Raw genomic sequence first — 12,396 nt, 5'->3', positions numbered from 1 at the left:
CGATGGGCGCCACCGGCCAGCCCTTGCCGGCGCCTTCTTCTCAACCCGAGCGGGAAAAACCGGGCCATGTCCGGATCGCCGTCTGCGGCGCCCATTTGTCCGGACTCCCGCTCAACGGACAACTGACCCGCCGTAGAGGAAGGCTGGTTAAGGTAACCCGCACGGCGCCGAGCTATCGCCTCTATGCCCTTCCGGACGGCAAGCGTCCCGGGCTGCTGCGGCAAGCGCCCGGTGCCGCCATCGAAGTCGAGGTCTGGGAGCTGCCGGTGGCGGAATTCGGCGGCTTTGTCGCGGAAATCCCGGCCCCGTTAGGGATAGGCTCCCTGGAACTCGAGGACGGCGAATGCGTGCAAGGCTTCCTCTGCGAAGCCTATGCGGTGGCAGACGCGCTCGACATCACCGGGCACGGCGGGTGGAAAAGCTACTTGAGGGGTTGTGACCCGACATAGGCACGAACGAAACGGGATCCAATTGTTTTCTTACCGCAGTTTCAACAACGACGACTTGCGCCCAATGCTTGCGGCATAACGCTGCCGGCGCCCCATTCGGCAAACATCAAGCGAACCCTGCATCGCCCTTTAAATCTAAGTTGCAGCTTGATACGTCAAGAGTTCTTCATTAGCGTTTCACACACAAGCTTTGAAGATCGGGAGTCAACCGCTGCCATTCTTTGCCGGAGGAAGTCGTCATGATGTCTATCGCTTTCCGCGTCATCGCGGCATTCGTTGTCGTTGGAATTTCGTTGGGCGATTCAAACGCCGAACCGAAAGAGCTTTTCCAGCCGGACGTGGAGGATTGCCGATTTATCGCCAATGTAAAAGGCTCTTCGGGATACGGGAAGGACATGAATTGGCGGCACGCGGCAAAGGTTCGGGCCTTGAAGAAGGCCGAAGGGATCAGCGCCACACATGTGGTCTGGAAAAGCTTCAAGGAGCTCGGAGTGCTCAATGGCGTAGCCGATGGCGCTGCTTATCGGTGCGATTAGCAATCGATCGGCAGTTCTTGCGCTTAAACCGAGATGAGGAACGACGGAACAATCAATGCAGGCAAGAAAGGACAGGTAACACAGACATCTTTTTTTTCCTTGCGCGCTGTAATCAAGCATCCGCACCAACCGATAGATTTCAAGGAGATCGGATCGGCGCCGCCGTGATCAGCATATTTCTGCCGTACGAGAAATGGTGAACGGCTCCATCCGACGGGAGCGCACCTCCGAGTTCTCAAGGTCGAATCGGCGAAACTCAGGTCCATTTTGAGAACATAAGCTAACTTGAACTCACCCCTCGTACTCCCCTACACTCGAACTCAACCCCCAAATCGCGAGAGTGAGGACGGATATGAACGCATACTCGACCGAAGACATCAGGACTATCGCACTGGTCGGACACGCGGGCGCGGGAAAGACGACGCTGGTCGAAGCACTGCTGTATAAGACGGGAATGATCAATACGCCGGGCAGTGTGGAGAAAGGAACCACTGTTTGCGACTACGATCCGCTCGAAAAAGCCCATCAGCATTCCCAGAAACTCGCCGTCACCCACATCGACCACAAAGCTACCCGCATTCACCTTTTGGATACTCCGGGATATCCCGATTTCATGGGCCAAGCCTTGTGCGCGCTGGATGCGGTCGAAACCGCGGCCGTGGTCATCAACGCCGCCAACGGCATCGAATTCACCACCGGCCGGATGATGCAATGGGCCCAGGCAAGAGGATTGTGTCGAATGATCGTCGTAAACAAAATCGACGGCGACAATCTGAACCTGCCGGAACTCGTAAATGAGATTCGCGATGCCTTCGGCAAGGAATGCCTCCCGATCAACTTGCCTGCCGACAAAGGTACACGGGTCATCGATTGCTTCTTCAACGGGGACGGCAGGACCGATTTTTCGTCACCGACCGAAGCCCATCGCGCGCTGATCGATCAGGTGGTGGAAGTCGATGAAGAGCTCATGACGCAATACCTCGAACAGGGGGAGATCGCTCCCGAAACCTTGCACGCCCCTTTCGAAGAGGCTCTACGCAACGGCCACCTGGTTCCCATTTGTTTCGTTTCCGCCCGCACCGGCGTCGGTGTTCCGGAATTGGCGGACGCATTCGTAAAACTGCTGCCGAATCCCAAGGAAGGCAACCCGCCCCTGTTCGAACGCTGGCCATCCAACACCGAGCGCAAGAACGCCGTGCCGTTCCGGTCGGAACCCGATGCGTCCAAGCATGCGCTGGCTCATGTATTCAAGGTGGAAATGGATCCGTATGTCGGCAAGATCTCGGTATTCCGCATCCATCAAGGCACCGTCGTCCCCGATACGCAACTGTTCATCGGCGAGTCCCGCAAGCCCTTCAAAGCGGGGCATCTGTTCATGCTCCAGGGCAAGCAGCACGTTCCCGCGATGCGGTGCATACCGGGCGACATTTGCGCCGTGGCCAAGGTGGATGAAATCGAGTTCGATTCGGTGCTGCACGATGCGCCCGAGGACGACCATATCCACTTGAAACCTCTCGACTTTCCCCATGCAGTGTTCGGTCTGGCGATCACTCCGAAGCGCCGGGGCGACGAACACAAGTTATCCGAGGTCCTGCACAAGCTTGAAGCGGAAGATCCCGCCCTGGACGTGGAATACGATGCCACGACTCATGAGGAAGTGATGCACGGTCTGGGCGAACTCCACTTGCAAAGGGTGCTGGAAAAAATGCAACAGCAGTACAAGCTGGAAGTGGACACTCATCCGCCCAAAATTCCTTACCGCGAAACGATCACCTCGCCGGCCGAGGGGCACCACCGACACAAGAAACAAACCGGCGGCGCCGGCCAATTCGGCGAAGTTTTCCTGCGTATCGAACCGCTGCCGAGGGGGGCGGGTTTCGAGTTCGTCGACGAGGTCAAAGGCGGCGCGATTCCCGGACAATTTATCCCGGCAGTCGAAAAAGGCGTGCGCCAAGCACTGGAAACCGGCGCCGTGGCGGGCTACCCGATACAGGATGTCCGCGTCGTGGTTTACGACGGCAAGGCGCACCCGGTGGACAGCAAGGAAGTGGCGTTCGTCGCGGCCGGCAAGAAGGCCTTCCAGGATGCCGTGGCGAAAGCGCGCCCCATCGTGCTGGAACCCGTGGTCAACGTGGAAATCAGCATTCCGGAATCGACGATCGGCGATGTCACCGGAGATCTCTCGTCGCGACGCGGCCAGGTTACCGGCACGGCGCCATCGCGAAGCGGGATGACGACGGTCGCCGCCCGCGCGCCTCTGGCCGAACTGAGCAGCTATCATTCACGGCTCAAATCGCTTACGGCCGGCCAGGGTTCCTATACGCTGGAATTCAGCCACTATGAACCGGTATCGCCGCAGATTCAGCAACAGCTCATGGGGCAATACAAGCCTCGTCCGGAAGACTGAGAACCCTTGACCTACCGAGACAAGCCGCGTCACCGCCAGCCGGAATAGGACAGCAGACGCAAGAAACGCGGAAACTCGACGCCCATGAGCAACTCCATTGTCTTCGCCTGCTGCTTCAGATCGGCGATCTCGGCGTGTTCGAGTCGCTCTCCGAAACCGAATCCGATCACATTGCCCCGGCCGGGAACCTGCAGGCGCATCGTGCGTCTTTCGAAATAAAGATTGAGCAGTCCCATGGACTGCCGCAGCGACTGGGTCTCCGTTCCCCACAGATTTATGGCGAGAATGCCCTCCGGGTGCAAAAGCCGGCGGCTTGCCGAAAAGAAATCCTGTTGATTTACGGCCTCCGCAAGGCCTTGATGATCGAAGACATCCACCAGAATATGATCGTACTCCGCCTCCCGACGGTCGGCTTCGGCACAGACGAATTCGTTTCCGTCCGAAACATGAACGGTGAGTCGCGCATCCTTCGGAAGACCGAAATATTCGTAAGCAATCTCGGCGACCGCCGGTCGGCACTCGACTGCATCGATTCGGCATTCGGGGAAGTGATTGAACAGGAATCTCGCGAGCGTACCGCCCCCCAATCCCAGCAGAAGAATTTTGCGCGGCTCGGGTTTGAACAGAAGTCCCGCGAGCATCGCCCTCGCATAAGAAAGCTCCAATTTATCGGGTTCGGCGAGCGACATTGCGCTCTGTTTGGGATGGGTGCCGAAATGAAGAGAGCGAACGCCGCAGGTTTCAACAACCTCGATGAGGCCCATTTCATCTCTGCAGCAATGGACAAGGGTACCGCCGTACTTCCGCATCGCAATGACTTCAGACCGAGCCAAATTCCAGTGGAAACGCGAGGCATGTCCGATCGGGCGGAACAGGTATGGTGCGCGTTTTCCCGCACAGGATTGAGGCAGATGCCCCGAATCCGATTGCAACCCCACAGACGAAACGAGCATATCGTTGTTTTAACTGATTTTTCAATCGTGGCACGCCCATTGCGTTAACATCTTTGCATAACCTCTTCTTTCGGACACCAGGGGACAGCTGACATATTCTCCATAACTGCCTACTGTATCCCTCCGTTAACCGCAAAAGCCATTTCCCCCTGTTACTCTGGTGTCCTTCTTTTTTGACGAACGGCCGATTCAGGCAGTGCCAGCGGGCACCGTCGCAATAGTGATGCTATCGGCCATTCGGGAATGCCTTCGGTACGGGCTATAATCGGGTTACGCCTACAAAGCGCGGCTTAATTTACGTCCTGAGAGCCGTACATGTCCATGACCGCTTTTCCCAAACCCAGCGAAGAGAACTGTTTCTTGGTCGATCATGTAGCCATTTTGCGGGATAGCTATAGACATTGGACGGGGCGCGCACTAGTCGATCCGAGAATGAATCACTACGAAGCGGCCCGGTATCTGTTTTCCGCCCCGTTCGCGGTGCTTTCTCACGATACGGCCAAGGACCCGGTTTTCAACTACGCCAATCAAACCGCGATGAGTTTGTTCTGCATGGAGTGGGAGGAATTTACCGCGTTTCCCTCGCGCCTTTCCGCCGAGCGCCAGAACCAGGAAAATCGGGAACGCCTTCTAGCCGAAGTCGCCGCTCGCGGCTATATCGAGGATTATCGGGGGATTCGCATCTCGAAACACGGGCGTCGCTTTTTGATCGAGCACACAACCATCTGGAATCTGCTCGATGCCAGAGGCGTCTACTGCGGCCAAGCGGCGAGGTTCTCCGATTGGAGTTTCGTCTGAGCGCGAGCGAGGCGTATTCAAACGGAAGGTGCTGGCGCTTCGGGTGTCGTAAGCGCTATTTGGCAGAAATTCGAATTGGCTTCGATAAGCCGGGCTACTCGGAAGGTGTTTTTCTCTCCCTGCTCCTCCACGAGGACGGTATCGCCGCAACGTAGCTTGACAGGCGGAATGACTAAACTATCCGGCACATCCGTGCCCATTTTGAACAACAAACCTTTATGCGCACGGCTTCCGGGCGAGTCGGCGAAAAATCGGACAAAGCACGGACGATTTCCAAACAGTTCGACGTTGTAGCAAAACTGGCCGTTGTATATTTGTCCGCCCCGCACGACCCCCACCTGGATAATCTCATCGTCGGTGTTTAATGCGAGCAGATCGCCTATGCGAAAGACCTGCCCACCGGAATCGATGATATAAAAACCAGGAAGCTCGCTACGGTAGACCTTTACGGAACGCATGTCCCCGAAACCAATGCCTAGGCTCTCGTCCTTGGCTCCCGAACCCGAAACCAGCGCGGCGGCAAAAGTGCCTGTGGACTTTGAGCCGAGAATCTCCGGTCGCATATCCGAACTCAGGGGCGCCAATTCGAGTTGGTCCAGGTTCGACCAAAGGGATTGGGAGGCGCCGCTGATTCGGCGTGACTCGATACGGCCCACTGTTGCGGCGATTGCCTCGACTCCCAAACTGGCAGCGGCACGCCGCGCGGTCAGTTCCGGCTGATTCGGCAGACGATCGCCGAGTCTGGGGAGAACCAAGGCCAGCGGATTTTCCTCTGGCTTGCCGTCCGTCCGAATCTCGTTGCGAAATTCATTGAGCAAGCGTTCCATGAACAAAAACCTAAGACCCGGCTTGTCGACCGGGGCAGGCGCGGGCACCGGCATGATAGGTACACCGACCGACAAATCGAAACACAAGACGGCACGCGCCCCATTACTGACGGGCGTCGACTCGATTCTCACGAGATCCGCATGAGCCACCAAAAAATCGAACAGCCGCTGCATGTCCTGCTGGCTGAGCCTACTTGGAGCGGCTATCCCGAACAAGAGTATGACCTTAAAGAACAGGGGGACGGAAACCGTTCCCAAGGCTTTGTCGTCCGGGGACGAATGACAGAGTCCCCGCTCTTCCGCCAGCCGGAAAAGCCCGAAGACGAACGACCAAAAAGCCGAGGGCTGCGCCTCATAAATCTGAGCAGATCTTAGAAGGCTGTTGGCGTAGTACTCGAATGCGCGCCCGATGATCAAAGCCTGCTCTGATGGATTAAAAACGCCGGTAGATGTCTCCGCTTCCACGAGTTGCCTATAACCCGCGGCCAGCTCGCTATGAAATCTGGAGCAGAGACTGGCGATTTTCCGTGTCTTCCCATCCAATGGAAAAGGCTTGTCAAGGAAATATGACAGGAGCCCCTTATCAAGCCCCGTCACTGTCGCTCGGCATTTCTCGAGGATCGCAAAACGAAGGCGCGGCTCGATGGCGGAAGCGTTCAACGCCCGCAATACCGGATAAAGTACACGGCAGCTTTCACGGATATTGGCCACGGGCAATCCATCCAGCCAAACCGAGGCCGCTTCGATATCGAGCTTGAAAGGCAGAGCCGGATCGTGATCCATAAATCGAGAGATAGGACTTGTGACTTTACCTGAGTTTAGCCCTAAGTCGGCTTCTTACAATTCGGCTGTAGAGAGTATATTCACCCGTTACGATATCTTTGAGATCTTGATCTCAAAATCGAGCACTTCAAAGGATCGCGCAGGCATTCCTCAGCCGAGGGAATTCTGGCCTTGAACAGCCATTCCGGAACTCCTTTCCGGCATAGCGATGGACGTTCCATGCGCTACGAGGACACCGCCGCCGCGAGCGAATCGCCCCGGATTGACTAGACTTGTTCACGATGCGCTTTGGCTTGCAGCGAGCGATCGGCTTTCGAACCTCTAACGCAATGACTTCGGAGCGGCACGATTGATCGCTGAAGATGCTGGTACGATTTGGAGTCAATTGGACTTTAACCGATCAAAAAACGTGATTGACGATAAAACCCCGCTCGAAGCGGTAGCCGAAGCCGCACATGACTATTGCCGCTTGATCGAGCACGTGAGAGCCAATCAGCTGGCGGACTGGCTGAGCTGCGTGCAAAGCTCATTACTGAAATTGGATACCGCCGTCAGGCGACTCGCCTCTCAAGAACCCTACCACGCGTACAAACTGGCCCACGATTTGGATGCGCGTTTCGAGTCCTATCTTCGCCTTAAACGTTACCTGGACCACTACGACGAACTCTCACCGGGGCCGGACCCTGCCGAATTCTATGACCTGAGCTTCGGAAATCTTTCGGAAAACCTGACCGATATCTATTTCGAAGTCAGACGAGGACTGGCCTCGTACGAAGCCGGAACCATCGGGGAACAGTCGGCACAGCGGATCTGGTCGAACGGCTATCGCAATTATTGGCAGCAACATCTGAAAGAGGCGCGGAAACGTCTCAACCTTATCCGTTTAGCCGGATGAGCGGCCAAAGCGCCGCCATTTCGAAATTCGCATATCGATTCACAGTCATCGGCATGCTCCTTCAGAGGTTGTAAAAAAGCCTCTCAGACAGATCGCAAGGCATCGATCAAATCCATCCTGGCGGCTCGAAAGGCGGGGAGCAAGCCGCCCAGCAGGCCCATGAACAGCGAAAACACGAGTGACTGAAACGCGATCGTCGGCGTCAGGGTAAACGTGAATGCCAGTTCGGAAAACGTCTGCCAATTGAGGGTGGAAACCGTCAAAAGTTGCATGGTGGAAGCCAGCGCGACACCGGCGAGACCGCCGATCAATCCCAAAAGCGCTGATTCGAAAAGAAAGGCGCTCAATATACCGCCACGCCGAAAACCCAGCGCTCGCAACGTTCCGATTTCGCGGGTCCGGCTCGCCACCGCGCCGTACATCGTGATAACCGCTCCGATGATTGCGCCCAGCGAAAAAATCACGCTCAGGGTCATGCCGAGTATCTTCAGGAAATTCGCCAGCATTTCCGATTGCTCGGCGTAAAAAACCGTTTCCCGCTTGGCTTCCACCTTCATCCGCGGGTCGGCCTCGATACGGACCCTGAAGCGCTCCAACAACGAAACATCGGCGAGCTTGGCGACGACCGCGGAATAAGCCGTCCGCCGAAAAGCCTGCATCAACTGATCGGCATCGCCCCAGATTTCGGAGCTGAAGCCGGTGTTTCCGGCGTCCATCACGCCGACGACGGTCCAATCGCGCAGGCCGAAGCGTATCGTTTCCCCGATGCCGGCACCTTTGAAATTCTCTGCGATTTTCCTGCCGGCAACGATTTCGGACGATCCGGGACGAAACATCCGTCCCTCGGCCAAACGCACCTGCGGTCTTAGCGTCAGCCCTTTCTCGGACAGCCCCCGAATGGTCACATTGGAGGGTTTGTCGCTGCCCCGTTTCGGCAGCGTCATCAAAACCATGACCTCCTTGGAGGCAAGCTTCGTTCCGTTCGGCGCATAGGCGATTTCCGGCGCGCTCTCGATGATCGCAGCCTGCTCCCGCTCGATCGAGCTTTGAACTTCCGTCTCCGCCCCCTGCCGGATCAACACCACGTTGTCATCGCTTCCGGTCGCCACCAAGGTCTGCCTGAGACCCTCGGTGAGCATCAGCACGGTTGCAAATACATAGACGACCAGAGCCATCCCCGCCGCCGTCAAGACGGACGTAACCTTGCGCGCCCACAAGCTCTTCCACGAATAAGAGAACGGTATCTTCATCCTAGAAACGGCAGTTGGACGCGTCCGAGTGTGCGGCTGACGGGCCGGATGGCTAGGCGCGACGACGCCGTGGGGCCGCCCCCCACAAGAAGGAGCAACGCCGCCAGGTGGCCCGTCAGCCGTGCAATCGGGTGCGTAGCGGCTTCACCTAAACGGTGAGATCGATAGAAGATAGGACGGTCAGAATTCATATGGCTTTTCTGTTCCTTCTAAGCGGTCAACTGCCGTTTCTAGGTTCATGGTCGCGCTCTCGCTAGCCGATGCTGCGCAGTCCCTCGCTGACCGGGAAGGTAATGACGCGCCAGGCGGGGAATACCGCCGCCGTCAGCCCGATCAGGCACGAAGCGAACAAGCCGAATTGTATGGTTCGCGAGGATATTTCGAACACCGGAAACAGCGTGCCGAACTTGGCCGCCAAGATGCCGGCCGCCGGGAAAGCGGCCAGGATGCCGAGAATTCCGGAACCGATCGACAGAGCCAGAGATTCGCCCAAAATAAGCGCGAGCAAATAGCGCGATCCGAACCCGACTGCCTTCAGCGTTGCGTACTCGCGCCGGCGCTCTCGGGTACTCATCGCCATGGTGTTCGCCATTACCGCCATGATGATGGCGATGACCACGAAGGAAACTATCTTGATGGCGACCAAGATAGCTTCCGTCATGGCGACGAAGCCGAGCTGGAATGCCTCCTCGGTTTCGGTCAGAGTCTCCGCGAGCGAATTCTCGAAAAGCCGGTCGACCGCATCGGAAAGTTCCGCCGCGCGACCGCCCCTATCGATCCGGAGAACAAAGACGCCTACACGCTCGGCCCGGCTCGGATCCGTTTTCTTCAGGGTTTCGTTGAGGTTGTCCCAATGAAACAGGAATAAGGTCTCGTCGGTCTTTCTTTCCGCCCCGCGATAAATGCCTCGCAAGACGAAACTCCAACTCCCCGAATAGATGGTTCCGCGCAACGGAATCACATCGCCGATCTTCCACCCGTACTCTTCCGCCAGCTTTCGGCCCGCAATTGCGCCTTTCCGGTCCTTTATGAAAGCCGTTTTCTCCGTTTCCGATAGAATGAATTCGGGGTAAAGCTCGAGATAGCTTTTCGGCTCTATGGCGAACTGGGGGAAAAAATTCCGCTCGTCGATATACACGCCCCCGAACCAATTCGAATAGCTCAGACCGGTAATCCCGTCTATCTGCCGGATGCGATTGGCATAGCTGATCGGCAGCGGAAATATCAGGGAGATGGCGTTTCGGGTAATGAGGCGATTGGCCGAGGTCGCCTCCGCGCCCGCATACCAGGCGTCGACCACGGTTCGGAGGAGAGCGAAAGCGACGATGGCGATGACGATGCCAAGCGCGGTCAGGCTGGTCCTGAGTTTGTGCCGAAAAAGATTTCGGAGTGCGAGACGCAGGAAAAACAGCATCGATCGGAGACTTAGTCCGTGCCCGATGGATCGTCGGTCAGGACCCCTTTATCCAAGTGCCGGATGGCATGCGCCTTTGCAGCGGCGCGTTGGTCGTGAGTCACCATGATGATGGTCTTGCCCAGGTTCAGATTGAGATGCTCCATGAGCTCCAGTACCTCTTCCGCCGATACGCGGTCCAAATCGCCGGTGGGTTCGTCCGCCACGATCAAGGCGGGATCGACAACTAGAGCGCGGGCGATTGCGACGCGTTGCTGCTGTCCGCCGGACAGTTGGGACGGATAATGATCCATGCGATCCGTCAGACCGACCAGTTCCAGGACCAGTTCCACGTGCTCGCGTCGTTCCCGCTTCGACAAGCCGGTCAGCAATAGCGGAAGCTCGACATTTTCGAACGCCGTCAAAACCGGCATCAAATTGTAAAACTGGAAGATGAATCCGACATGCTCCGAGCGCCAATCGGTGAGACTGGATTCCGGCAACTCGGCGATATTGATTCCGCCAACCCTGAGAACGCCGCCGGTCGGCCGGTCCAGGCCCGCGATCAGATTGAGCAGCGTGCTTTTGCCGGAGCCGGACGGCCCCATGAGCGCCAGAAAGTCCCCCTCCCGAATGACCAAATTGATATCGGCGAGTACCGGGACGATCTGATCGCCCTTCCAATAGTGTTTGGTGAGATTCTCGATTTCGACGATCGGGTTCATGTAACGAACCGGGCCGGCAGCGCTAAGATCTTTCGGCTTCCCGGACACGGATCTCCATACCGTCCTTGATTTTTTCGGACGGACTGAGTACGACTCGGTCGCCGGCCTTGAGCCCGTTCTTCACCACCACCCACTCGCCGATACGTTCTCCGGTATCGACCGGGACTTCCTTGACCCGATTGCCGTCCAGCACGAAGGCGACGCTATCCGGACCGCGCGTCACGATCGCCGCGGGAGGTACGCCGGAAATGGGCTTCCGCTGATCGGCGGCAAGCTCTCGCGACAGAAACGCCACTTTGGCGCTCATATCCGGCAGGATGCGCTCGTCCTTATCGATAAAGCGCACCTTGACCAGCACGGTTGCCTTGGTGCGGTCCACTGTGGGCACGATGCGATCGACCGAGCAACGGAATCGATCATCCGGAAACGCATCGAGCTGGATTTCGCACGGCTGACCGACACGTACCTGATTAAGATTCGACTCGGCCACATCGACCTCGACTTCCAAGGTATTCATATCGGCCATGGAGACCACGGTCCCCTTCGACAGCATCGTCGAGGAGAAAGGCGCCAGAATGTCGCCGATATCCGCATTCTTGCTTAGGATAATGCCGTCGAAAGGCGCCCGAATGAAGGTGTAATCCAAGGACACTCGCGCCCCCTGATATGCCGCCTCGGCCGCGGCGATCGCCGATTTTGCGCTTTCCACGGCGGCCACGGCCTTTTCGTGCCGGGCAACCTCGGCATCATAGATTTCCTGCGAAACGAATTTTTTCTGCACAAGCGTGCGGGCACGGTTCAGAGCCAGGGTGGATTCCTTCAACTCCGCTTCCGCTTTCAGCAGATCCGTTCTTGCGACCGCGACATTGGCCGCAGCCTGGTTAAGACTCGCCATCAGATCGCGATTTTCGAGCTGTGCGATGATCTGATCCTTTTTGACGTAGCTTCCTTCCTCAACGTCGAGCTTTTCCAACTGCCCGGTTGCCTTGGACGCCACATCCGCCTTGGTTTGCGGCACCACATAGCCGGTTGCGTTCAGCAAGGTAAACGCTTGAGAAGGAAAAACTTTTGAAACAGTGGCGACCTCGGTCTCGATGCCGGCGCTACGAAGTTTCGAATAAACCAGAGCTCCCACAGCGATCGCAATCAGCATCGCAAGCAGTCCAATGCGCTTGCGAAGGGCCCCGATGCGAGGGGGAGCCGAAATCTCTCGCGCCGGCCGATCGATCCGTAGTTTAGAAAGGTTATTCGTTGTCACGATATGACTGATTGACAGCTAAGAGCACTATTTCGATCGGAAGCCATTACGCCCGACGAAATGAGGATTTAACGGAATGAAGCTAGCAATTGCCGAATGCCGTTAGCATACTCCAAACGCAT

At 57.0% G+C, this 12,396-nt stretch carries 10 protein-coding genes and 1 pseudogene; 5 read left to right on the top strand and 6 right to left on the bottom strand.

Annotated elements, in window-relative coordinates; all coding sequences use genetic code 11:
- From ABJK70_RS11785 to fusA, 3 genes and pseudogenes are all read left to right on the top strand, one after another.
- Window positions 1-449, top strand: a pseudogene (locus ABJK70_RS11785) (hypothetical protein); the annotation flags it as partial.
- A gap of 239 nt (window positions 450-688) precedes the next feature.
- On the top strand, window positions 689-985 hold the full coding sequence (locus tag ABJK70_RS11780) for a hypothetical protein (protein ID WP_086134699.1): 297 nt from the start codon (window positions 689-691) through the stop codon (window positions 983-985).
- A gap of 352 nt (window positions 986-1,337) precedes the next feature.
- Complete coding sequence (fusA, locus tag ABJK70_RS11775) at window positions 1,338-3,392, top strand: elongation factor G (protein ID WP_347258081.1); 2,055 nt, start codon at window positions 1,338-1,340, stop codon at window positions 3,390-3,392.
- A 29-nt stretch (window positions 3,393-3,421) separates the two neighbouring features.
- Here the strand turns inward: fusA and ABJK70_RS11770 are convergent, their stop codons facing one another.
- On the bottom strand, window positions 3,422-4,156 hold the full coding sequence (locus ABJK70_RS11770) for a hypothetical protein (protein ID WP_240507063.1): 735 nt from the start codon (window positions 4,154-4,156) through the stop codon (window positions 3,422-3,424).
- Window positions 4,157-4,660: 504 nt separating this feature from the next.
- On the opposite strand from ABJK70_RS11770, the gene ABJK70_RS11765 reads away from it, so the two are divergent.
- The gene (locus ABJK70_RS11765; protein WP_240507052.1) at window positions 4,661-5,143 is read left to right on the top strand and encodes an MEKHLA domain-containing protein; all 483 of its coding nucleotides are present in this window, start codon (window positions 4,661-4,663) and stop codon (window positions 5,141-5,143) included.
- A 17-nt stretch (window positions 5,144-5,160) separates the two neighbouring features.
- Here the strand turns inward: ABJK70_RS11765 and ABJK70_RS11760 are convergent, their stop codons facing one another.
- Complete coding sequence (locus tag ABJK70_RS11760) at window positions 5,161-6,753, bottom strand: hypothetical protein (RefSeq protein ID WP_347258080.1); 1,593 nt, start codon at window positions 6,751-6,753, stop codon at window positions 5,161-5,163.
- 409 nt (window positions 6,754-7,162) lie between these two features.
- On the opposite strand from ABJK70_RS11760, the gene ABJK70_RS11755 reads away from it, so the two are divergent.
- A complete protein-coding gene (locus ABJK70_RS11755; protein ID WP_166642569.1) occupies window positions 7,163-7,648 on the top strand; it encodes a DUF5063 domain-containing protein in 486 nt (161 codons plus the stop codon).
- A gap of 83 nt (window positions 7,649-7,731) precedes the next feature.
- Here the strand turns inward: ABJK70_RS11755 and ABJK70_RS11750 are convergent, their stop codons facing one another.
- The 4 genes from ABJK70_RS11750 to ABJK70_RS11735 form a co-directional block, all read right to left on the bottom strand.
- Entirely contained in the window at window positions 7,732-8,898 is a 1,167-nt protein-coding gene (locus ABJK70_RS11750) for an ABC transporter permease (RefSeq protein WP_347258079.1), read from the bottom strand.
- Window positions 8,899-9,151: 253 nt separating this feature from the next.
- A complete protein-coding gene (locus tag ABJK70_RS11745) occupies window positions 9,152-10,312 on the bottom strand; it encodes an ABC transporter permease (protein ID WP_077730769.1) in 1,161 nt (386 codons plus the stop codon).
- A gap of 11 nt (window positions 10,313-10,323) precedes the next feature.
- Window positions 10,324-11,016, bottom strand: coding sequence for an ABC transporter ATP-binding protein (locus tag ABJK70_RS11740; RefSeq protein ID WP_077730768.1), 693 nt, complete (start codon window positions 11,014-11,016; stop codon window positions 10,324-10,326).
- A 22-nt stretch (window positions 11,017-11,038) separates the two neighbouring features.
- A complete protein-coding gene (locus ABJK70_RS11735; protein WP_156880140.1) occupies window positions 11,039-12,169 on the bottom strand; it encodes an efflux RND transporter periplasmic adaptor subunit in 1,131 nt (376 codons plus the stop codon).
- Window positions 12,170-12,396 lie beyond the last annotated feature (227 nt).

The sequence above is a fragment of the Methylocaldum sp. genome, assembly GCF_039794385.1.
Lineage (GTDB): Bacteria > Pseudomonadota > Gammaproteobacteria > Methylococcales > Methylococcaceae > Methylocaldum.
This window is presented reverse-complemented; position numbering and strand designations above follow the sequence as displayed.